The sequence below is a fragment of the Streptomyces sp. NPDC001744 genome (assembly GCF_042892575.1).
Taxonomy (GTDB): domain Bacteria; phylum Actinomycetota; class Actinomycetes; order Streptomycetales; family Streptomycetaceae; genus Streptomyces.
This window is the reverse complement of record NZ_JBIAUG010000005.1, coordinates 92,770-115,433: the sequence shown is the minus strand read 5'-3', so window position 1 is coordinate 115,433 and position 22,664 is coordinate 92,770. Positions and strand designations below refer to the sequence as shown.

Sequence of the window (22,664 nt, the reverse complement as noted above, 5' to 3'; positions counted from 1 at the left end):
GCGTGCGGGACGGGGGCGCTACGCCGTCGGCCGGCCGAGCCCCACCCGGTTGCCCGCCGGGTCCCGCACGTACGCCACCCGCTCGCCCCAGGGGGAGTCGGCGGGCTCCCGCAGCACGGGCGTGCCGGCGGCCCGCAGCTCCTCCACGGCGGAGTCCACGGACCCGACGAAGACGAACAGGTCGACGGTGCCGGCCGGCTCGCGCGGCACGTCGTCGTCCCGGCTCACCGCGAGTTCCGCGCCGTCCCGGCGCATCGCGACGAACTCCGGCTCGCCCCCGGCGGGATGGCGGTGGACGGGCGCGAAGCCGAGCCGCTCGTAGAAGGCGGCCGTGGCCGCCACCCGGTGGGTGCGCAGGACCGGGAAGGCGCGCCGCGCCGGGGGACGGCCGCCGCCGGTGGCCCCGCTCACGCGGCCGCCCCGCCGGCGACCGGGCCGGCGCCCCCGGCGCGGTCGGCGAGGACCTTCCACACCGGCAGCCGGGTGCGGCCCCTGGCGTCGAGCTCGGGGCGCCGGCCGGTGCGCTCGAAGAACTTCTCCATGCCGGTGGCCACGCCCGCGTACTCCGCCAGGTCCATGGAGGTGATCCGCCAGCCCGCCTCCGTCAGCGTGGTGCTCAGCTCGTCACCGGAGACCGACAGGGGAGCGGGCATGCCCCCGGGGACGTCGGCGAAGCACAGCACGCTCAGCCGCGCGCCGGGGCGGGTGACCCGGTGCAGGGCCGCCGCGTACAGCGGCCGGGCCGGGCGGGGCAGGGTGTGGAACAGGGCGCTGTCCAGGACCGAGTCGAAGCGGCCCTCGTACCCGGCCAGGTCGGTGGCGTCCGCGACGGCGAACTCGACGGGCAGGTCGCCGGCGCGCAGCCGGGCCTGCTCGACGGCGGCGGAGGCGGCGTCGATCGCCGTCACCCGGTGGCCGCGGCGGGCCAGGAAGACGGCGTTGTCGCCCGGCCCGCAGCCGATGTCGAGCACGGCGCCGTGGAACCGGCCCTGCTCCTCCAGGGCGACGACGACGGGCTGCGGTTCGCCGATGTCCCAGGGCACGACCTTGATGGAGGCCCCTTCGAGCAGCTCCCCGCCCGTGTAGACGGCGTTGAAGTCGGCGGCGGCGTAGTCGAAGGACTGTTCCGTGGCGCTCACGCGGATCTCCTTGGCGTCGGTGGCTCGCGGTATCCGCGGCAGTATGGCGCGCCGCCGGGCCGTCCAGGAATGCCCGGAGGGTTTCCGCGCACCGGTCCGTACGCCGTTTTCCGGGTCCCCCGGTGTCCGTCCGAGGAAATTCCTCGGTCGGACACCGGGAAATGCGCGCCGGACCGTCTGTCCGTATGCGGACACATGGACACCCCCGCACGCTTCGGGGTGAATAGGAGGCACTGCGGGACGTCCGGAAAACCCGAAAGGGCCGTGCGGAGAAGGAGTTCGACTGTGGCTGGCAAGGTCTGGTTCATCACCGGCACGTCCCGGGGTTTCGGCAGGGTCTGGGCCGAGGCCGCGCTGGAGCGCGGCGACCTCGTCGCCGCCACCGCCCGCGACACCGGCGGCCTGGACGGTCTGGTGGCGGCGTACGGCGACGCGGTCCTGCCGCTCGCCCTCGACGTCCGGGACCGGGACGCCGCCTTCGCGGCCGTCGCCGCCGCCCACGAGCGGTTCGGCCGGCTCGACGTCGTCGTCAACAACGCCGGCTACGGCCTGTTCGGCGCCGTCGAGGACGTCACCGAGGCCCAGGCCCGGGACCAGATCGACACCAACCTCTTCGGCACCCTCTGGGTGACCCAGGCCGTCCTGCCGGTCCTGCGGGCCCAGGGCGGCGGCCACATCCTCCAGATGTCCTCCATCGCGGGCCTCGCCTCCTGGCCGATGCTCGGCCTGTACCACGCCTCCAAGTGGGCCGTGGAGGGCCTGAGCGACGCCCTGGCCCAGGAGGTCGGCCGCTTCGGCATCCACGTCACGCTGGTCGAGCCCGGCCCGTACCGCACCGACTGGCGCGGCGCCTCCGCCGTCTGGGCCGAACCGGGCGAGGCGTACGCGGAGTTCGCCCACGCGCCCTCGGCCGGAGCCGCCCCCGGCGACCCGGCCGCCACCGCCGGAGCGGTCCTCGAACTGGTCGACACCCCGAACCCGCCGCTCCGGCTGCCGCTCGGCTCCTCCGTGCTCGACACCGTCACCGCCTCGTACGAGGAGCGGCTGGCCGGCTGGAAGCAGTGGGACGCGCTCGCCCGCGCCGCCCAGGGCGCCTGACACCCCGTCCGGCTCCACCCCGAACCACCGACGCGAAGGGAACAGCACCGTGCTGACGACAGCGGTGAACGGCACGACGGCCCCCGGGACCCAGGTCCCCGGCCGTGACGAACTGGTGGCCAGGGCCGCCGGACTGCGCGAGGCCCTGTGGGAGGACGCGGCGGAGAGCGACCGGACTCGCCGCCTCACCGAGCGGGGCGTCACCGCCCTGACCGACGCGGGCCTGATGCGCCTGATGACCCCGCGCCGCCTCGGCGGCTACGAGGCGGACGTGCGCACCCTGCTCGACGTCGCCACCGAGGTCGGCCGGGGCTGCTCCTCCGCCGCCTGGATCACCGGCGTGCTGAACGCGGGCAACTTCGTGGCCTCCCTCTTCCCCGCCGAGGTGCAGGACGAGGTGTGGGGCGCGAACCCGGACGCCCGCACCGCCCTGGTGCTCGGCCGGCCGGCCCGCGGCGTGGAGCCCGCCGACGGCGGCGTCGTCGTCACCGGCGAATGGGGCTACGTCTCCGGCTCGCTGCACGCCGACTGGGTGGGCGTGCTGATCGCCGTGCCCACCCCGGCCGGGGAGAACGCCGTCCACTTCGCGCTGCTGCGCACCGACGAGGTGGAGATCGAGGACACCTGGCACTTCGCGGGGATGCGCGGCACCGGCAGCAACACCGTCGTCGCCACCTCCGTCTTCGTGCCCGAGCGCCGGCTGCTGCCGTACGCGCCGCTGCTCAACGGCGAGACCGACGGCCTGGTCGACGCTTCCCACCGCTACCGCAACAGCCTGGTCGGACTCTTCTCCATCGGCCTGCTCGGCTCCCTCATCGGCGGCGCCGCCGCCGCGTTCGACCTCGTCCGCGAGGCCGCGCCCCACCGGCCCGCCGCCGGCTCGACCTTCCCCCGCCAGGCCGAGTCGCCCACCCTCCAGCTCGACCTCGCCGAGGCCGCCACCGCGATCGAGACCGCGCGGCTGCTGGCCGGGCGGATCGCCGACACCGTGGACGAGGCCGCCTACGCGGGCGAGTTCCCCGACGTGCTGACCCGGGCCGCCGCCCGGCAGAACTCCACCAGGGTCGCCCAGCTCTGCCGCGAGGCGGTGGACCGGCTGATGACCGCCTACGGCTCCTCCGCGTTCAGCGAGTCCAACCCGCTCCAGCGGATCTGGCGCGACGTCAACGTGGGCAGCCGCCACGCCGGCTTCGGCATGGGCATCCCCGCCCAGCTCTACGGCCGGGCGCTGGTCGGCAAGGACCCCCGCGACATCAGCCTGCTGGTCTGACCGGCGGGACGGCCCCGCCCCGACGCCCCCACCCCGACGCCCGAGGAAGGCACTCCCCGTGAGCAACCCCGCAAGCACCGAGGACCAGGCCGGCCCGCAGGACGAGCAGGCGGTGCGCGCCCGCAACCGCGCCGTCGTGGAGCAGTACATGAACACCCGCGGCGAGGACCGGCTGCGCCGCCACCTCCTCTTCACCGAGGACGGCGTCGGCGGCCTGTGGACCACCGAGACCGGCGAGCCGATCACCATCACCGGCCGCGACCGGCTCGGCGAGCACGCGGTGTGGTCGCTGCGCTGCTTCCCCGACTGGGTCTGGACCGACATCGAGATCCACGACACCCAGGACCCCGACCGCTTCTGGGTCGAGTGCCGGGGCGAGGGAAAGATCGTCTACCCGGGCTACCCGGTGGGCCACTACCGCAACCACTTCATCCACTCGTTCCAGTTCGAGAACGGGCGGATCAAGCTCCAGCGCGAGTTCATGAACCCCACGAACCAGTTCCGCGCCCTCGGGATCGACGTCCCGCGGGTCCGGCGCGAAGGAATCCCCACCTAAGGAGAACCCGATGGCCGGCCTGCCGACCGTGGAGTCCTACCCCCTGCCTTCCCCCGGGACCCTGCCGGAGAACGTCGCCCGCTGGACCCCGGACCCGGACCGCGCGGTCCTGCTCGTCCACGACATGCAGCGCTACTTCCTCGCCGCCCTGCCCGACCCGCTGCGCTCCACCCTGGTGCGGCGCGCCGCACTGCTGCGCGAGCGGGCCGCGTCCCTCGGCGTGCCCGTCGCGTACACCGCGCAGCCGGGCCGGATGACGGACGAGGAGCGCGGCCTGCTCAAGGACTTCTGGGGACCGGGCATGCGGACGGAGACCGCGGACCGCGAGGTGGTCCCCGAGCTGGCCCCCCGGGAGGGGGACTGGCTCCTCACCAAGTGGCGCTACAGCGCCTTCTTCCGCACCGACCTGCTGGAGCGGATGCGCGCGGCCGGCCGCGACCAGCTCCTCCTGTGCGGGGTGTACGCCCACGTCGGGGTGCTGGCCACCGCCATGGAGGCGTACAGCCACGACATCCGGACGTTCCTCGTCGCCGACGCGGTCGGCGACTTCTCCGAGGCCCACCACATGCTCGCCCTGACCTACGTCGCACAGCGCTGCGGCAGCGTCGTCACCGCCCAGGAGGTCTTCGCATGAGCCGTGCCCACCGCACCGACCTGCTGGACCGCGTCCTGGCCGGCGAGGTGGCGGACTTCGCCCTGCTGCACCGCCCCGAGGCCGCCCCGGACACCGTCACGGTCCTCACCGGCCGCGTCAGCCGCCCCGAGACCCTCGCCGGCATCCCCCTGGACACCGAACAGGTCCTCGTCCTCGTCCCCCACCGGCAGCTCGCCGAACGCGGGTTCGCCGCCCCCGACGACGGCGCGCCGCTGCTCGCCCTCGCAGTCACCGAGCAGGACAGCCTGCCGCTGGACGCGGTGCCCGAGCGGATCGCGGACACCCCGGTCACCCTGACCGGCGGCCGGTTCGACGTCGACGACACGGACTACGCCGCCACCGTGCGGCGCGTCGTCGAGGACGAGATCGGCACCGGCGCCGGCGCCAACTTCGTCGTCAAGCGCGACTACCTGGCCCGGATCGACTCCTACGGGCCGCACACCGCCCTCACCCTCTTCCGCCGGCTCCTCGCCCGCGAACAGGGCGCGTACTGGACCTTCGTCATCCGCGCCGGCGGCCGGACCTTCGTCGGCGCCACCCCCGAGCGGCACGTGTCGCTGCACGGCGGCACCGCCGTGATGAACCCGATCAGCGGCACCTACCGCTACCCGGCCACCGGCCCCACCCTCGACGGCGTCACCCGCTTTCTCGCCGACCGCAAGGAGGCCGACGAGCTGTACATGGTGGTGGACGAGGAACTGAAGATGATGTCCCGGATCTGCGGGGCGGGCGTCCGGGTCACCGGCCCCTACCTCAAGGAGATGGCCCGCCTCGCCCACACCGAGTACTTCATCGAGGGGACCACGCGCCGCGACGTGCGCGAGATCCTGCGCGAGACGATGTTCGCGCCGACCGTCACCGGCAGCCCGCTGGAGAGCGCGGCCCGGGTCATCGCCCGCCACGAACCCGGCGGACGCGGCCACTACGGCGGCGTCGCCGCCCTGATCGGCCGCGACGCCGGCGGCGAGCGCACCCTGGACTCCGCCATCCTCATCCGCACCGCCGACATCGACGCCGACGGGCACCTGCGGATCGGCGTCGGCGCCACCCTCGTCCGGCACTCCGATCCCGAGTCCGAGGTCGCCGAGACCCGCGCCAAGGCCGCCGGACTGCTGAGCGTCCTGGAGCCCGACAGACCCGCCCGGTTCGCCCAGCACCCCCTGGTGCGCGCCGCCCTGGCCTCCCGGAACGCCGGCATCGCCGACTTCTGGCTGCGCGACGCCACCCGGCCGCCGTGCGCCCCCGTCCCGGGCCTGGCCGGACTGAACGCCCTGGTCGTCGACGCGGAGGACACCTTCACCGCGATGATCGGGCAGCAGCTGGAGTCCCTCGGCCTCGCCGTCACCGTGCGCCGCTTCGACGAGCCGTACGACCTCACCGCCCACGACGTGGTGGTCCTCGGCCCCGGACCGGGCGACCCCCGCGACCTCGGGGACCCGCGGATCGTCCGGCTGCACACGGCGGCCCAGCGGCTCCTCGCCGAGCGGCGGCCCTTCGTCGCGGTCTGCCTGAGCCACCAGGTGCTCTGCACCCGGCTCGGCCTGGACCTGGTCCGCAGGGACGTGCCCAACCAGGGCGCGCAGCGCGTGATCGACCTCTTCGGCAACCGCGAGCGGGTCGGCTTCTACAACACCTACGCCGCCCGGTGCGCGGTCGACGAGCTCGACGCCGGCACCCTCGGCACCGTCGAGGTCAGCCGGGACCGGCGGACCCGGGAGGTCCACGCCCTGCGCGGCCCGCACTTCGCCTCCATGCAGTTCCACGCCGAGTCGGTGCTCACCGTCGACGGCCCGCGCATCCTCGGCGAGGCCCTCCTCGGCGTCGTGGGGGTGCGGGTGTCATGAGGATGGACATCGCCTGGTGGGACCTGGACGGGACGGACCCGGACGTCGACACGATGGCCGCGCGCCTGCGGGACGAGGGCACCGACGCCTGGGCCGGGGTGCCCGGCCTGGTCCTGAAGCTGTGGCTGTCCGACCGGGCGGCCAACCGGTGGGGCGCGGTGATGCTCTGGACCGACCGGCCCGCCGACTCCGCGCTGCCGCCCAACCGGGCCGCCGAGCTGATCGGCCGGCCGCCGACGCACCGCTCCGTGTTCGAGGTCGGGGCCGCCGTGGCGGGCGGGCACGCGTCCGCCGTCCCGGGCGTCCCCGGCACGGCCCCCGCACACGACCGAGGAGCCCTCTCCGATGCATGACTACACGGTGGTGGACGCCTTCGCGCGCACTCCGCTCCAGGGCAACCCGGTGGCCGTCTTCTTCGACGCCGGGGACCTGGACCCGGAACGGATGCAGGCCATCGCCCGGGAGATGAACCTCTCCGAGGTGACCTTCGTCCTGCCGGCCGCGACGGAGGAGGCGGACGCCCGCATCCGGATCTTCACCCCCGTCAACGAACTGCCCTTCGCCGGGCACCCGTTGCTGGGAACCGCCGTCGCCCTGGGGCTGAGCCGCAGGGCGCTGGGCGCCGCCGGCGAGGAGCAGCGGCTGCGCCTGGAGACCGGGATGGGCGTCGTCCCCTTCGACGTCACCCTGGGCGACGACGGCGCGGTCGGCGTGGAGATGCGCCAGCCGTACCCGTCCCGGGAGCCGTACGAGCACGCGGAGGAACTCCTCGACGCGCTCGGCGTGAAGGAGTCCACCGTCCCGGTGGAGGCGTACCGCAACGGCCCCCGCCACGTCTTCGTGGGCCTGGAGAGCGTCGAGGCGCTCTCCGCGCTCCGGCCCGACCACCGGGCCCTGTCCCGCTTCCCCGACATGGCCGCCAACTGCTTCGCCGGCGGGGGCACCACCTGGCGCACCCGGATGTTCTCGCCCGCGTACGGCGTCGTCGAGGACGCGGCCACCGGCTCGGCCGCCGGCCCGCTCGCCCTCCACCTCGCCCGCCACGGCCTGGTCCCGTACGGCCGGCGCGTCGACATCACCCAGGGGGTGGAGATGGGCCGCCCGTCCCGCATGCACGCCGTCGCGCGGGGCGCGGCGGACCGGACCGACGGCGTACGGGTGGGCGGCCACGGCGCCGTCGTCGCCCGCGGAACCCTCTACGTCTAGGGAGCGGCACCCCATGACCACCAGCACCGGCGCACCCGCCGTCGACACCAGCAGGTTCGAGTCCCTCTCCGGGGACGCCGACCTCGACTTCCCCGAGTACGACGACCCGCCCGCCGACCCCATGGTCCTGGTCCGGCGGTGGCTGGCCGGGGCGGAACGGCGCGGGGTGCGCGAGCCCCGCTCGATGGCCCTGGCCACCGCGACCTCCGGGGGCCGCGCCTCCAACCGGATCGTCACCGTGATCCGCGAGACCGGCGACGGGCTCGTCTTCGCCACCCACAGCACCAGCCGCAAGGGCCGCGAACTGGCCGAGACCGGCTGGGCCTCGGGCCTCCTCTACTGGCGGGAGACCGGGCGGCAGATCAGCCTCTCCGGCCCGGTCACCCCCCTGGCGCCGGCCGAGTCCGACGCGCTGTGGGCGGCCCGCCCGGTCCCGCTGCACTCCATGACGGTCGTCTCCCGCCAGAGCGACCCCCTCGACGACCCGGAGGGGATGCGCGCCGAGGCGTACCGGCTCCTGGAGACGGGGCGGGCGCTGCCCCGCCCCGACCGCTTCACCGGATACCTCCTGGCACCGGCCGAGGCGGAGTTCTGGAGCGCCGCCTCGGACCGGCTGCACCGCCGGCTCGCCTACACGCGGCACGGCGCCCGGTGGCGCACCGCCCGACTGCAACCCTGATCGGAGAGTGGACCCCTCATGGAGCGCTCCCTGCTCACCCGCACGATGGCCCTGGTGCCGGCCCCGGTGACGGTGGTCACCACCGTCGACGCCGACGGCCGGCCCTGGGGCTTCACGGCCAGCTCGTTCAGCTCCGTCTCGCTCGACCCGCCGCTCGTCTCGGTCTGCCTGGACAAGGAGGCCAGCACGCACGCCGCGTTCAGCTCCGCGCGCCGCTTCCTGATCAACGTCCTGGCCGAGGAGCAGCACGGCGTGGCCCGCAGGTTCGCGACCTCCGGCATCGACCGGTTCGCCGACGGCGCCATGGAGCGCTGCGAGCTGGGCCTGCCCGGCCTGCACCACACCAGCGTCCGGGTGGCCTGCTCCATGCACTCCGTCGTCGACGCCGGCGACCACAGCATCCTCATCGGCTTCGTCGAGGAGGCGTACACGAGCGACCGCACCCCGCTCGTCTACTACAACCGGGGCTTCGCCCGGCCCGAGCCCGCCCCGGACCGGGCCGAGCGGGACATCCGCGCCTCGCACATCGCCGACTGGTGAGGGCGCCGCGACCACGGACACCACCGGCCGCCGCCCCGCCCCGACCCCGAACCGAACCGCCCCACCTCCCCGGAGGACGTCATGACCCTGACCACGATCAGCCCGCCGCGCACCGAGCCGTCCGCCGGCCGGCGCACCCTGCCCGCGCTGTTCGCCGCCTCCGCCGAGCGCTTCCCCGACCGCCCGGCGCTCACCGCGGACGGGACCTCGTACAGCTACCGCCGGCTCGACGCCTGGTCGGACGCCGTGGCCGCGCTCCTGGAGGGCCTGGGCGTGGGCCGCGGGGACCGGGTCGCCCTGCGGATGCCGCCGGGCGCCGCCGCCGTCGCGACGATGGTCGGCATCATGAAGGCGGGCGCCGCGTACGTGCCGCTGGAGGTGCGCAACCCGCCCTCGCGCAACCGGTTCATCGTCTCCGACAGCGGGATCACCGCCTTCGTCGGCGACCCGGACGGCTGCGACCTCGGCGACGTCCCGCTCGTCCCCGGGGAGCGCGTCGCCGCCCTGGCGGACGCGCCGCCGTCCGCCGCGCCGGACCGGCGGGGCCCGGAACCGCACGACACCGCGTACATCATCTACACCTCGGGCACCACCGGCCGCCCCAAGGGCGTCCTGGTCCCGCACGGCGCCGTCACCGCCCTGCTGGACGCGGCGAGGGGACCGTTCGCCTTCGACGAGCACGACAGCTGGCTCCTCTTCCACTCCATCGCCTTCGACTTCTCGGTGTGGGAGATCTGGGGACCGCTGTCCACCGGCGCCCGCCTGGTGGTGCTGCCGCCGGGCACCTCGCGCTCCCCCGAGGCGTGCGCGCGCTTCGTCGCCGACGAGGGCGTCACCGTGCTCAACCAGACCCCGACGGCGTTCGGCGCGATGGCCGGCATCGTGCTGCGCGACGGGATCGAGCTGCCGGCCCTGCGCTACGTGATCTTCGGCGGGGAGAAGCTCACCCCCGAGACGCTCCGGGGCTGGACCGGACGGTTCGGCTTCACCGCCCCGTTCCTGGTCAACATGTACGGGGTCACCGAGGCGGCCGTGCTCAGCACCCACCACACGGTGACCGAGGAGGACCTCGACGGCGACACCCTCTCCGTCGGACGGCTGCTCTCCGGCTCCGCCCGGGTCGTCACCGACGACGGCCGCGACGCCGCCCCCGGCGAGCAGGGCGAGCTGTGGCTGGCGGGACCCCAGGTCGCCGACGGCTACCTGGGACGCCCCGAGCTGACCGCCGAGCGCTTCCCGGCCGTCGGCGGCGTCCGTCACTACCGCACCGGCGACCTGGTCGTCCCCCGCCCGGACGGCGGCTACCTCTACGTCGGCCGCGCCGACCTCCAGGTCAAGCTGCGCGGCCACCGCATCGAGCTCAGCGACGTCGAGGTCGCCGTGCAGGCCCACCCGGACGTCACCGACGCGGTGGTCTGGGTCCACACGTTCAAACCCGGCGACGACCGGCTGGTCTGCGCCTACGTCCTCGGCGAGGGCGCCGGGGACCCCGGCGCGCGGGCCCTGCGCGGCCATGTGCGGGAGCTGCTGCCCTCGTACATGCACCCGTCGTCCTACCGGGCCCTGCCGGTGCCCCACCTGCCGCGCACCGTCAACGGAAAGGTCGACCGGGCCGCAGTGGCCCGGATCTGGGAAGAAGAGAGGAGCCGGACCCGATGAGCACCGCACCCGCACCCTCCGCGCAGGCCGAGGAGATCCGCGCACAGACCCTGGAGTGGGTCGCCGAACTGCTCGAGGAGCCGGAGGTGGAGCCCGGCGACGGCTTCCTGGAGCTCGGCGGCCACTCGGCCCTCGCCCTCCAGCTCGGCGAGTACGCCCGGGAACGCTTCGGCGACGAGTACGACATCATGGTCCTCTTCGACGGCACCCTCGCCGAGGCCGCCGACGAACTCGCCGCCCGCCTCGCCGCGGCGGCCGCTCCCGAGGCGGCGTGACGATGGCACCGGACACCAGCGCCCCGGACACCGCCGCCGCGAGGAGCGGCGCGCCGGACATCGGCATCGCGGCCTTCGGCTACGCCTTCGGCGAGGACCAGGACGTCGCGGCCGTCGCCGCCGACTACGTGCCCGACCCCGGCCGCGTGCTCAAGTGGGGCTACCGCACCTTCCACCGGGCCCCGGACGGGGTCACCGCCACCGACCTCTCCCGGGAGGCCGCGCAGCAGGCCCTGGACCGGGCCGGCCTCACCGCCGACGCCCTGGACCTCGTGGTCGTCGCCACCACCGACATGCCCGAGTACGCGTACTGGGACAGCGCCTCGGCCCTGGCCCGCGAGCTGAAGATCGAGCGCACCCAGACGCTGCTGCTCAACGAGGGCTGCGGCTCCGGCGTCAACGGCCTGTTCTACGTGGCCTCGACGATGGCGATGCAGCCCGAGGCCCGGCACGCGCTGTTCGTGGTCGTCAACCGGGTCAGCGAGTTCCACCGCAACCGGATGAACGTCATCAACACCGTGCTCAGCGACGCGGCCGTGGCCGTCGTCGTCAGCCGCGGCCACGGGTCCAACCGGTGGCTGTCCAGCGAGCAGTTCACCGACCCCGAGTACAGCGACCTGCTGCGCCTGGACTTCGGCGGCGCGGTCGCCCCGCTCCCGCCGGTCGGCTGGACCAGCGCGGACGCGCCGTCCGCCTACGACCAGGTGCGCGAGCAGTTCGCCGGGGACCCGGCCAAGCTGCGCAAGTTCATCGGCGAGCGCTACACCCGGCTCGTCGAGGTCGTCGACGGGGCCGCCGCCCGCGCCGGCGTCGGCCGGGAGGACATCGACCACGTCATCTACCTCAACGACGTCCCCACCAGCATCGCCGCCGTCGCGACCCCGCTCGGCGTCCCGCCGGAACGGACCAACGCGGCCCTGGCGCCCGACCACGGACACATGGGCGGCGCCGACCAGTTGATCTCGCTGGGACTCCAGCTGGAACGCGGCGAACTGGCGCCCGGAGACCTCGTCGCCCTGTGCGGCATCTCCACGGGCCGCTGGTGCGCCACGCTGATCCGCGTCTAGCCCGCCCGGCCGCCCCCGGTCCGCCGTACGGACCCCGGGCGGCCCCCCCCGGACCAGCGGGTACGCCGACGGGACCGAAACCACCCCCCGTGCCGGGTCCCGTCGGCGTACCCGCTGCACCTCTCCCGACCACGTCCGTCCGCCGTGCCCCCGGGCCCGGCGCTTCCGTCCGTCCGCCGTGCCCCTCCGGTCGGCGCCTCCGTCCGTCCGCCGTGCCCCCGGGCCCGGCGCTCCCGCCCGTCCGCCGTGCCCCCGGCCCGGCGTCCCCGTCCGCCCGCCGTCCCGTGCCCTCCCCGTGTCCGTCCGCCGTGCGCCCCGACAAGGAGACACCGTGCCCTCGCCCGACCACCCGATCCTGGACCTTCCGTACGACGCGCGGCCCGACCCCGACGAGTTCCTGCGGGCGGCGATGGCGTGGCACTTCGACCCGGAGACCGGCTCCCCGTTCTGGCTGCGGCGCGCGGAGACCCTGGACTTCGACCCGCGCACCGACATCCGCACCCACGCCGACCTCGCCCGCTTCCCCGACGTCACCGGGGAGCTGCGCCACGTCCGCGCCGCGGACCTCGTCCCGCGCGGCTACGGCTCCCGGCCCGACGTGGTCGGCGTCTTCGAGAGCGGCGGCACCACCGGCGCGCCCAAGCGGGTCGTCCTCACCCGCGACTGGCTGGACCGCATGGTCGCCTGGTCGAACGCCAACCTGGACGCGCACGGCTTCCCGCGCGGCGCCGACTGGCTGGGCCTGGTCCCGACGGGCCCGCACATCGTCGGCGAGTTCTTCCGCCGCTCGGCCGACACCCACGGCCGCCGCGGCTTCACCATCGACCTCGACCCGCGCTGGGTGAAGAGGCTGATCGCCTCCGGTCGCGGCGCCGACGCCGGTGCCTACGCCGAACACCTCCTGGACCAGGCGGAGTTCGTCCTCGCCACCCAGGACATCGAGGTCCTCACCATCACCCCCTCGGTGCTGGAGCGGCTGGCCGGCCGCGAGGACCTGGTGGAGCTGGTCCACAAGAAGGTGAAGGCGATCCGCTGGGGCGGCACCCAGCTCGACCCCGACTCCCGCCACCTGTACCGGACGGAGATCTTCCCGGACACCGTCTTCTGCGGGAACTACGGCAGCACGATGATCCTCGGCTTCGCGGGCGAGCGTCCGGGCCTGTCGGACGAGGACCCGTGCACCTTCGACCCGCTCAGCCCCTACGTCACCTTCTCCGTCGTCGATCCGGACACCCGCGAGCCCGTGGCGTACGGCGAGCGCGGCCGGGTCGTCGTCAGCCACGTCAGCAAGACGTTCCTGCTCCCCAACAACCTGGAACGCGACCTGGCCACCCGGATCCCGTTCCCCGGCGGGGTGGGCGACGCCGTCGCCGACATCGCCCCCGTGGCCACGTTCGAGAACGAGGCCGTGATCGAGGGGGTCTACTGATGCCCGCCCCGTCCACGGCCGCGCACCCCGACTCCGCGCGCCCCGCACCCGTACACCCCGGTCCCGCGCACCCCGCGCCCTTGCACCCCGACCCCGCGCGGCCCGCGTCCCCCCGGCCCTCCTCCGGTACGGGCCACCTGGACGCGCTCGGCCCCCGGGGCGCCTTCCGGCCCCGCCGCCGCACCGTCGTCACCGACGTCTCCGGCGCGCCCGTGGCCGAACTCGGCCTGGTCCCCTCCCTCTTCGTCGACCGCACCGTCAAGGCCCTGCACCGGGCCCGCCCGCTCGCCCCCGACGAGCGGATCGCCGCCCTCGTCCGCGCCGCCGAGCTGTTCGCCACCGCCGAACTCGGAGGGATGGGCGCGGCGGAGTACGAGCACACCGTCAGCCGTGTCGGCGGCATCCCGCTGGGCGTCGTCCGCACCACCGTCGGGAACATCCGCGCCCGCCTCACCCGGGTCTACGACAGCCTCGCCCAGGCCCGCCCCGCCGGCGCGGCCGAGGACTGGCGCTCCCCGCTCACCCGCACCGGCCGTGCCGTGTGGACCCGGCGCGCCGAGACCCTCGCCGTCCTCGCGGCCGGCAACCACCCCGGCACCCACAGCCTGTGGCCCGAGGCCCTCGCCCTGGGCTACCGGGTCGCCCTGCGCCCCTCCCGGCGCGAGCCCTTCACCCCGTTCCGGCTGGTCACCGCCCTGCGCGCGGCCGGCTTCGGGGACGACCAGGTCGCCTACCTGCCCACCGGGCACACCGAGGCCGACGTCCTGCTGCGGGCCGCCGACCGCTCCCTGGTCTACGGCGGCGACGACGTCGTGCGGAAGTACGGCGCCGACCCGCGCGTCCTGACCCAGGGGCCCGGCCGCAGCAAGGTCCTCGTCACCGCCGACACCGACTGGCGCGACCACCTCGACACGATCACCGCCTCCGTCGCCGGACACGGCGGCACCGGCTGCGTCAACACCACCGCCGTCCTCGTCGAGGGCGACCCGGCCCCCCTGGCCGAGGCCCTCGCCGAACGCCTCGCCGCCCTGCCCGTCCTCCCGCCCGAGGACGAGAGGGCCGTCCTGCCCGTGCGGGACGCCGCCACCGCCCGCGCCCTCGAAGCGCACCTGCTCTCCCGGGCCGCCGGGACCCGCGCCTGGCTCGGCGGGGACGGCGTCGCGGAGGACCTCGGCGACGGAAGCGCCGTCCTGCGCCCGGCCGTCCACCAGCTCGACCGGGCCGACGCCCCGCAGGCGGGGGCCGAACTCCCCTTCCCCTGCGTGTGGGTGGCCCCCTACGACCGGTCCGCCGGCACCGCCCCGCTGCGCGGCAGCCTCGTCGTCACCGCCCTCACCGCCGACCGGCGGCTCCTCGGGGACCTGGTCGACGAGCCCTCCATCGGCAACGTCCACGCCGGTGACCACCCCACGTACTGGATGGGCCCCGGGCTCCCGCACGACGGATACCTCGCGGAGTTCCTCATGCGCGCCAAGACCGTGATCCGCGACTGACCCCGACCCGCCCGCCGGCTGCGGACCGACGGGCGCGCACGCGTGAACGACCGGCCGACCGGCCGGCCCCCGCGAACGACCCACCGGCCGCGAACGGCCACGAACGAGAGGAGAGGACCGTGCCCACCCCCTGCGCGCTGTCCGACGTCGGCTGGAACACGTCCGTCTGACCCGGCCCGGCCGTTCCGGCGCGGGCCAGACCACCAGAAACCTTTTTCCGCCGGCGGGAGAGGAACACATGCCGCAGCACAGCCACGCCCGGATCGCCCTCGTCGGGGCCGGGCCCCGGGGACTGTCCGTCCTGGAGCGCATCTGCGCCCAGGAGCGCAAGTCCCCGGCCCACGACGCGTTGACCGTCCACGTCATAGACCCCTCCCCACCGGGCTCCGGCGCGGTGTGGCGGCCGGACCAGTCGCGCCACCTGCTGATGAACACGGTCTCCTCGCAGATCACCCTGTACACGGACGACAGCGTCACCGTCGAGGGACCCATCGAGGAGGGCCCCAGCCTTTACGCGTGGGCGCGCCGGATCGCCGCCGACCCCGACGCCACCGAACGCCGCTTCGGCGCGCAGACCCTCGCGGAGGCCCGTGCGCTCGGGCCCGACGCCTACCCGACCCGCGCCTTCTACGGCCACTACCTCCAGTGGGCGTTCGAGAGGGTGCTGGAGGGCGCCCCCGCGCACATCGCCTTCCACGTGCACCGCACCCGGGCCGTCGCCCTGCACGACGCGGACGCCCCCGACGGCCCGCAGGCCCTCGACCTCGCCGACGGCGCCCGCCTGACCGGCCTCTCCGCCGTGGTCCTCGCCCAGGGCCACCTGCCCGCCGCGCCGGAGCCCGAGGAGCGGCGCCTCGCGGAGTTCGCCGCCGCGCACGGCCTCACGTACATCGGCCCCGCCAACCCGGCGGACGTCGACCTCGACGCCATAGGTCCCGGACGGCCGGTGCTGCTGCGGGGCCTCGGACTGAACTTCTTCGACTACATGGCCCTGCTCACCCACGGCCGCGGCGGATTCTTCGAGCGGCGGTCCGACGGGCGGCTGGTCTACCGCCCCTCCGGCCTCGAACCCCGGATGTACGTCGGCTCCCGCCGGGGCGTCCCCCACCAGGCGCGCGGCGAGAACGAGAAGGGCGCCCACGGCCGCCACGCGCCGCGCCTGCTGACCGTCGAGCGGGTCGCGGCGATGCGCGCCGCCGCACGGGACGGCGACTGGATCGACTTCGGCGTCCACATCTGGCCGCTGGTCCGCAAGGAGGTGCAGAGCGTCTACTACGAGCGGCTGCTCGCGGCGCGCGGCGGCTCCTGGACGCCCGACCGGATCGAGGACTTCACCGCCCGCTACCTGGCCGCCGGCGACGACGCCGAGGAGGCCCTGCTCGCCGGGGCCGGCATCGACGGCGAGGAGCGGTGGAACTGGCGCACCCTCTCCCGCCCCTACGGCGACCTGCGCTTCACCGACCGCGACGACTTCCGCCGCTGGATGCTCGCCTACCTGCTGCGCGACGCCAAGGAGGCCCGGGAGGGCAACGTCAACGGCCCGCTGAAGGCCGCCCTCGACGTCCTGCGCGACCTGCGCAACGAGATCCGGCTCGCCGTCGACCACGGCGGCCTGGAGGCCGGTTCGCACCGCGAGGAGCTCGACGGCTGGTACACCCCGCTCAACGCCTTCCTCTCCATCGGCCCGCCGGTCTCCCGCATCGACGAGCTGATCGCGCTGGCCTCGGCCGGCGTCGTCGAGTTCACCGGGCCCGGCCTGCGCGTGCGCACCGAGGCCGAGGGCCCCGACGGTCCGGTGTTCGTGGCCGCCGCCGACGGGGTGGACGGCGACGACATCCGGCTGACCGCGCTCATCGAGGCCCGGCTGCCGCACCCGGACGTGCGCCGCACCGCCGACCCGCTCCTGACGCAGCTCCTGGAGACCGGCCAGTGCCGCCCGTACACGATCCCCGGTCGCGACGGCGCCGTGTACGAGACCGGCGGCCTCGCCGTCTCCGAGCGGCCCTACCGGCTGATCGACGCGGCGGGCACCCCGCACCCGCGCCGGTTCGCCTACGGCGTCCCCACCGAGGGCGTGCACTGGGTCACCGCCGCCGGCATCCGGCCCGGCGTCGGCTCGGTGACCCTGGAGGACTCCGACGCCGTCGCCCACGCGGCCCTCGCCCTCCCCGCCGTCGCCCGGCCGGCGGACGCGCCCCGCGCCGAGGCCCGCTCATGACCGCCCCGGCCCGCCCCGCCCCGCACCCGGCGCCGGCCCCGGCGGCCCCCGCGATCCCGCCGGCCCCCGTCCCGCCCGCCGCGCCCGACGCCGGGCTGCTGTCGCCGGTACGGGCCGGCACGCCCGCCGAGGCGGCGACCGACGACACGGCCTGGCTGCAGGCCATGCTCGACGCCGAGGCGGCGCTCGCACGGGCGCAGGCACGGCTCGGGACGCTGCCCGGGGAGGCCGCCCGGGTGATCACGGAGGCGGCCGACGCCCGGCGGCTCGACGTCCGGGCGCTGGCCCTGGCCGCGCGGGAGAACGCCAACCCCGTCGTGGGCCTGGTCGCCGCCTTCACCCGGCTCGTCGCCGAACGCGACCCCGCCGCCGCCGAGTACGTGCACCGGGGCTCCACCAGCCAGGACATCCTGGACACCGGCATGATGCTGGTCGCCGCCCGCACCCTGAAGGTGCTCCGCGCCGACCTGCTGCGCACCGCCGGGTCGCTGGCCGTCCTGGCCGCCGAGCACCGCGACACCCCGCTGGCCGGACGCACCCTCGCCCTGCACGCCGTCCCCACCACCTTCGGCCTGAAGGCGGCGGGCTGGCGGCACCTGCTGCTCGACGCCGTCCAGCGCGTCGACCGCCTCCGGCTGCCGGTGTCGCTCGGCGGCGCGGCCGGCACCCTGGCCGGGTACCTGGAGTACGCCCGCCTCGACGCGGACGCGCCCCCGGGCGGGGACGGCGGCACCGGTGCGGACGCGCCCTGGACCGGGGACGACTACGCCGCCCGGCTCGGCGCCGCGTTCGCCTCCGAGACCGGGCTCTGCGCGCCCTCCCTGCCCTGGCACGCCCTGCGCACCCCGGTCGCCGACCTGGGTGCCGTACTGGCCCACGCGGCCGGCGCGCTGGGCAAGTTCGCCGTGGACGTCCTGGTCCTGGCGCGCACCGAGACCGCCGAGGCGGCGGAACCCGCCCCGGCCGGCCGGGGCGCCTCCTCCGCCATGCCCCACAAGCGCAACCCGGTGCTCGCCACCCTGGTCCGGTCCGCCGCCCTGGTCGTCCCCGCCCTCGCGGGCACCCTCGCCCAGGCCCTCGTCACCGAGGACGAGCGGTCGGCCGGCGTCTGGCACAGCGAGTGGCACACCCTGCGCGAATGCCTCCGGCTGACCGGCGGCGCCGCGCACACCGCCGCCGCGCTCGCCGCCGGACTGACCGTCGATCCGGCCCGGATGCGGGCCAACCTCGGCCTGACCGGGGGCCTGCCGGTGACCGAGCGGATCGCCGCCGTCCTCACCCCCCGGCTCGGCAAGGCGGCGGCCCGCCGCCTGCTGACCGAGGTCTCCGTCACCGTCCACACCACCGGAAGGCCCCTCGGGGACGTCCTCGCCGCCGACCCCCGGCTGCGCGGCGTCCTCGGCCCGGAAGAACTGCGCGACCTGCTGGAACCCGCCCACTACACAGGAGCGGCCGGTCCCCTGACCGACCGGGCCCTGAGACGAGGAGCGAACACCTCATGACCGGTACAGCCCTGGAGGCACTGAAGTCGGCACAGCAGCCCGACTGGCCCGACCCCGTGGGTCTCGCCACGGTCGCCGGACTCCTGAGCGAACTCCCCCCGCTCACCCCCCTCGCGGAGAGCGACGCCCTGCGCGCGCGGCTGGCCGCCGCCGCCCGCGGCGAGGCCCTCCTGCTCCAGGGCGGCCACTGCGCCGAGGAGTTCGGCGAACGCGCCCTCGGCGAGGCCGAGAGCACCGCCACCACCCTGCGCCAGATGGCCGAGATCGTCTCCTACGGCGCCGCCGTGCCCGTGGTGCCGCTCGGCCGGATGGCGGGCCAGTACGCCAAACCGCGCTCCAGCCCCACCGAGACGCGCGACGGCACCGAACTCCCCGCCTACCGGGGCGACGCGGTCAACGGCCTCGGGTTCACCGCGTCCGAGCGCACCCCCGACCCGTGGCGGATGACGACCGCCTACGACACCGCCGCCCGGACCCTGGACCGCATCCGCCTGCTCGGCGGGCCCGACGCCCCGGACGGCCTCCCGCTGCACGTCAGCCACGAGGCGCTGCTCCTCGACTACGAGACCCCGCTGGTGCGCACCGACGAGGAGACCGGCCGCCGCTGGGCCGGCTCCGGCCACTTCGTGTGGATCGGCGAACGCACCCGCCAGCTCGACGGCGGGCACGTGGCGTTCGCCGCGGGGATCGCCAACCCCGTCGGCGTCAAGGTCGGCCCGACCGCGACCGCCGACGAACTGCTCGCCCTCGCCGAGGTCCTCGACCCCGACAACGAGCCCGGCCGGCTCACCTTCATCACCCGCATGGGCGCGGGCACCGTCCGCGAGGTGCTGCCCGGCCTGGTGGAGAAGGTCACCGCCGCCGGTTCGCCCGCGCTGTGGGTGTCCGACCCGATGCACGGCAACACCCGGGTCGCCCCCAACGGCCGCAAGACCCGGCTGCTCGACGACATCACCGCCGAGCTGCGGGCCTTCGTGGAGATCCACCGGGAGCTGGGCACCCACCCCGGCGGCCTGCACCTGGAACTCACCGGCGCCCACGTCACCGAGTGCGTCGGCGGCACCGACCCGGTGGCCCTCGACGACCTCGACCTGCGCTACACCACCGCCTGCGACCCGCGCCTCAACCGCGGCCAGGCGCTCGACCTGGCCTTCCTGGCCGCCGACCTGTGGAGGCCCGACCGATGAACACAGCCCCGACCCCGCCGCCCGGCCCCGCCCCGGCTCCGGCCACGTCCGCATCCCCGACCCCGGCGTCCGGCCCCGCCCCGGCGTCCGGCCCCGCCCCGGCGGTCGGCACCACCCCGGCCCCGGCCACGGCCACGGCTCCGTCCCCGGCGTCCGGCAGGCCCGCCGCCTTCCTCCTCACCGGCTCCTTCCTCGCCGTCTGCCGCGCCCCGCTCTACCTGGAGGAGCTGACCCGGCGCGGCCTGCGGATCCTGCTGATCACCCCCGCCGCGTGGCGGGACCAGGCCCTGGCCTCCCGGTCCGAGCCCGGTCACCCGGCCGCCGCCATCGACGACTTCGCGTTCGTCGAGGGCTCCGTGGACCGCGAGGGCTCCTTCAACGCGGGCGTCGTGGCCGCCGTCCGCGCCTGGGAGTCCCGCTACGAGATCGTCGGCGCCTACGCCGCGGGGGAGACCCTGGTCGAACCCACCGGCCTCGTCGCCGACGCCCTCGGCCTGCCGTCCCCGGGGCTGCGCGCCAGCCGCGTCTGCCGCAGCAAGTACCTCCAGCGGCTGTACCTGGGCGAGTTCAGCCCGCGCGCGCTGGTCGTCCCGCCCGGCGGCCGGGACGGCGCCGACCTGTCCGCCGTCCCCTTCCCGGCCGTCGTCAAGCCCGCCACCCGGCACTCCAGCTCGGGCGTGCGGACGGTCACCGACGCGGACGCGCTGGCGGCGGCCCTGGCCGAGTACCCCGCCCACGAGACGATCCTGGTCGAGGAGAAGGTCCCCGGCCAGGAGTTCTCCGTCGAGGCGCTCGTCCAGCACGGCCGGACCGTCTGGAGCTCCGTCACCGTCAAGCGGACCACCGACGCGCACGCCGACACCTTCGTGGAGCTGTCCCACACCGTCTCCGGCGCCCCGGGGCCGGAACGCGACGCGCTCCTCGACGTCAACGAGCGCCTGCTGCGCCGGCTGGACTTCCGGGACGGCATGACCCACTCCGAGTGGCGCCTGGACGCCGGGGGCCGCCCCCGCCTGATGGAGATCGCCGCCCGCACCCCCGGGGACGGCCTCACCGTCCTCTACCACCTGGCCACCGGGCGGCCCGTCGAACCGGAGATCATCCGCATCGCCCTCGGCGAGACCGCCGAGTACCCCGCGCCGGTCCGGTACGCCCGCCAGGTGTACCTGGAGCACGAGCCCGGCACCCTGGAGGAGGTCTCCGTCGACTGGCCGGGCGTCGGCGTCGAGTGGGCGGGCGAGGGCGACCTCTGGCCCGAGGTGCGCGGCGGCCGCGCCGACGACCCGCCGACCCTGCGGGCCGTCTTCACCCAGAAGGAGAAGGGCTCCTACGTCGGCCCGCTGAACAGCAGCGAGGACCGGGTGGCGAACTTCTTCATCGACGCCCCCGGGCCCGCCGAACTGGACGACCTGGAGGCGAGGGTCCGCGCGGCCGTCACCGTCCGCACCGCGCCCGCGGAGCCGGCCGGATGAGCGGGAACGGGGCCGGAGGGCCCTCCTCCTCCGTACGGGCGGCGGCCACCGCCCCGGACCCGGCCACCGCTCCGGACGCGGACGCCGCCCCGGAAGCGGTGTCCGCGCGCCGGACGTTCGCCGAGGCGCCGGTCGCCGTCAAGACGCTGCTCGCCGGGGTGTTCATCAACCGCCTCGGCGGCTTCCTGAACATCTTCCTCGTCCTGTACCTGACCTCCCTCGGCCACTCCTCCGGCCGGGCCACCCTCGCGCTCGGCGCGTACGGGGCCGGGACCGTCCTCGGGGTGCTCATCGGCGGCTCCCTCTCCGACCGGATGGGGGCCCGCAACACCACCGCCGTCAGCATGGCGGCCTCGGCCGTGCTGACCGCCGCCCTGCTCTACCTGGACGACTACGGCACCCTGCTGGCCGTCGTCGTCCTCGCGGGCCTGGCCGGGCAGATGTTCCGGCCCGCCTCCGCGGCGCTGCTGTCCGAACTGGCCGGCGAGGACCGGCAGGTCATGGTCTTCGCCATGTACCGCTTCGGCCTGAACCTCGGCGCGATGGCCGCGCCGCTGGTCGGCTTCGGGCTGTTCCGCCTCGGTCACGACAGCTACGACCTGCTGTTCTGGGGGGAGGCGGTGATCGCCCTGGCCTTCGCCGTGCTCGCCTGGCGCACCCTGCCGGCCGACCGGGCCGGCGGCGCCCGCAAGACCGGGGAGGCCACCGGAAGCTACCTCGCGGTCCTGCGCGACCGGAGGTTCTCCCTCTACCTGGTCGCCACCCTCGTCCACACCGCGGTCTACGCCCAGTACCTCTCCACGCTCCCGCTCGACGTGGCGGCGGCCGGCCTGGCCGTCTTCTGGTACACCGTCGCGGTCTCCCTGAACGGCTTCCTGGTCATCGCCTTCGAGCTGGTGCTCACCCGGGTCACCCAGGCGTGGCCGGTGCGGATCACCATCGGGGCGGCGTTCGCCCTGCTGGGGTCCGGGGTCGCCCTGTACGGGCTGCCGATGGGCCCGGCGGTGATCGTCGCGGGCACCCTCGTGTGGACCCTCGGGGAGATCGTCGGCGGGCCGGCGATCTTCTCGTACCCCGCCGTCGTCGCCCCCGCCCACCTCAAGAGCCACTACCTCGGCAGCTTCCACTTCGCCTTCGGCCTCGGTTCGGCCGTCGGACCGGTGGCCGGCGGCTGGCTCTTCACCGAGCTGGGGCACTCGTTCTGGTTCGTCCTCGGCGGGGCCTCGCTCCTCGCCACCCTGCTCGTCCTGGCGGCGCTGGGAGGTTCCGGCGCCCCCGGACGGCGGGGGGCGTGACCGCGCCGGGCGGAGGGCCGCGGGACTCCCCGCGGCCCTCCGCCCGTTCCACCGCCCCGTTCACCCCTCCCGGAAGGAAT

21 protein-coding genes are annotated in these 22,664 nt (G+C 75.4%); 19 read left to right on the top strand and 2 right to left on the bottom strand.

The features are described 5' to 3' along the window. Positions 1–18: 18 nt before the first annotated feature. Together ACFYZY_RS08470 and ACFYZY_RS08465 are read right to left on the bottom strand one after the other, a co-directional pair. A complete protein-coding gene (locus tag ACFYZY_RS08470) occupies positions 19–411 on the bottom strand; it encodes a VOC family protein (RefSeq protein ID WP_388690883.1) in 393 nt (130 codons plus the stop codon). Further along, positions 408–1,139, bottom strand: coding sequence for a class I SAM-dependent methyltransferase (locus tag ACFYZY_RS08465; protein ID WP_388690880.1), 732 nt, complete (start codon positions 1,137–1,139; stop codon positions 408–410). Before ACFYZY_RS08465 ends, ACFYZY_RS08470 begins: the two co-directional genes overlap by 4 nt. A 285-nt stretch (positions 1,140–1,424) precedes the next feature. On the opposite strand from ACFYZY_RS08465, the gene ACFYZY_RS08460 reads away from it, so the two are divergent. From ACFYZY_RS08460 to ACFYZY_RS08370, 19 genes are all read left to right on the top strand, one after another. Beyond that, positions 1,425–2,237, top strand: coding sequence for an SDR family NAD(P)-dependent oxidoreductase (locus ACFYZY_RS08460; protein ID WP_388690877.1), 813 nt, complete (start codon positions 1,425–1,427; stop codon positions 2,235–2,237). A gap of 49 nt (positions 2,238–2,286) precedes the next feature. Then, positions 2,287–3,507, top strand: a complete 1,221-nt coding sequence (locus ACFYZY_RS08455; protein ID WP_388690875.1) for an acyl-CoA dehydrogenase family protein — start codon at positions 2,287–2,289, stop codon at positions 3,505–3,507. 58 nt (positions 3,508–3,565) lie between these two features. Next, positions 3,566–4,063, top strand: a complete 498-nt coding sequence (locus tag ACFYZY_RS08450; protein ID WP_388690872.1) for a PhzA/PhzB family protein — start codon at positions 3,566–3,568, stop codon at positions 4,061–4,063. A 10-nt stretch (positions 4,064–4,073) separates the two neighbouring features. Further along, positions 4,074–4,697, top strand: a complete 624-nt coding sequence (locus tag ACFYZY_RS08445) for an isochorismatase family protein (protein WP_388690870.1) — start codon at positions 4,074–4,076, stop codon at positions 4,695–4,697. Further along, positions 4,694–6,562, top strand: a complete 1,869-nt coding sequence (locus ACFYZY_RS08440) for an anthranilate synthase family protein (protein ID WP_388690867.1) — start codon at positions 4,694–4,696, stop codon at positions 6,560–6,562. The genes ACFYZY_RS08445 and ACFYZY_RS08440 overlap by 4 nt, the downstream gene beginning before the upstream one ends. Then, positions 6,559–6,915, top strand: coding sequence for a hypothetical protein (locus tag ACFYZY_RS08435; RefSeq protein ID WP_388690864.1), 357 nt, complete (start codon positions 6,559–6,561; stop codon positions 6,913–6,915). The genes ACFYZY_RS08440 and ACFYZY_RS08435 overlap by 4 nt, the downstream gene beginning before the upstream one ends. Continuing rightward, entirely contained in the window at positions 6,908–7,768 is an 861-nt protein-coding gene (locus ACFYZY_RS08430; RefSeq protein WP_388690862.1) for a PhzF family phenazine biosynthesis protein, read from the top strand. Before ACFYZY_RS08435 ends, ACFYZY_RS08430 begins: the two co-directional genes overlap by 8 nt. Before the next feature lie 13 nt (positions 7,769–7,781). Further along, positions 7,782–8,447 (top strand): phenazine biosynthesis FMN-dependent oxidase PhzG, encoded by a 666-nt coding sequence (gene phzG / locus ACFYZY_RS08425; RefSeq protein WP_388690859.1) that lies wholly within the window; start codon positions 7,782–7,784, stop codon positions 8,445–8,447. Between the two features lie 18 nt (positions 8,448–8,465). Then, positions 8,466–8,987: a flavin reductase family protein gene (locus ACFYZY_RS08420; protein WP_388690856.1), complete on the top strand. Its 522-nt coding sequence runs from the start codon at positions 8,466–8,468 to the stop codon at positions 8,985–8,987. 81 nt (positions 8,988–9,068) lie between these two features. Beyond that, positions 9,069–10,646 (top strand): amino acid adenylation domain-containing protein, encoded by a 1,578-nt coding sequence (locus tag ACFYZY_RS08415; protein ID WP_388690853.1) that lies wholly within the window; start codon positions 9,069–9,071, stop codon positions 10,644–10,646. Then, a complete protein-coding gene (locus ACFYZY_RS08410) occupies positions 10,643–10,921 on the top strand; it encodes a phosphopantetheine-binding protein (RefSeq protein ID WP_388690850.1) in 279 nt (92 codons plus the stop codon). Before ACFYZY_RS08415 ends, ACFYZY_RS08410 begins: the two co-directional genes overlap by 4 nt. 2 nt (positions 10,922–10,923) lie before the next feature. After that, entirely contained in the window at positions 10,924–11,988 is a 1,065-nt protein-coding gene (locus tag ACFYZY_RS08405; RefSeq protein ID WP_388691338.1) for a 3-oxoacyl-ACP synthase III family protein, read from the top strand. Between the two features lie 331 nt (positions 11,989–12,319). Beyond that, a complete protein-coding gene (locus ACFYZY_RS08400; protein WP_388690847.1) occupies positions 12,320–13,417 on the top strand; it encodes a phenazine antibiotic biosynthesis protein in 1,098 nt (365 codons plus the stop codon). Next, complete coding sequence (locus tag ACFYZY_RS08395; RefSeq protein WP_388690846.1) at positions 13,417–14,910, top strand: aldehyde dehydrogenase family protein; 1,494 nt, start codon at positions 13,417–13,419, stop codon at positions 14,908–14,910. Before ACFYZY_RS08400 ends, ACFYZY_RS08395 begins: the two co-directional genes overlap by 1 nt. A 238-nt stretch (positions 14,911–15,148) precedes the next feature. After that, a complete protein-coding gene (locus ACFYZY_RS08390; protein ID WP_388690843.1) occupies positions 15,149–17,128 on the top strand; it encodes an FAD/NAD(P)-binding protein in 1,980 nt (659 codons plus the stop codon). Then, complete coding sequence (locus ACFYZY_RS08385) at positions 17,125–18,630, top strand: lyase family protein (RefSeq protein WP_388690840.1); 1,506 nt, start codon at positions 17,125–17,127, stop codon at positions 18,628–18,630. The genes ACFYZY_RS08390 and ACFYZY_RS08385 overlap by 4 nt, the downstream gene beginning before the upstream one ends. Continuing rightward, a complete protein-coding gene (locus ACFYZY_RS08380) occupies positions 18,627–19,817 on the top strand; it encodes a 3-deoxy-7-phosphoheptulonate synthase (RefSeq protein WP_388690838.1) in 1,191 nt (396 codons plus the stop codon). The genes ACFYZY_RS08385 and ACFYZY_RS08380 overlap by 4 nt, the downstream gene beginning before the upstream one ends. After that, entirely contained in the window at positions 19,814–21,289 is a 1,476-nt protein-coding gene (locus ACFYZY_RS08375; protein WP_388690835.1) for an acetyl-CoA carboxylase biotin carboxylase subunit family protein, read from the top strand. Before ACFYZY_RS08380 ends, ACFYZY_RS08375 begins: the two co-directional genes overlap by 4 nt. Then, positions 21,286–22,584 (top strand): MFS transporter, encoded by a 1,299-nt coding sequence (locus tag ACFYZY_RS08370; protein WP_388690833.1) that lies wholly within the window; start codon positions 21,286–21,288, stop codon positions 22,582–22,584. The genes ACFYZY_RS08375 and ACFYZY_RS08370 overlap by 4 nt, the downstream gene beginning before the upstream one ends. Positions 22,585–22,664: the final 80 nt, after the last annotated feature.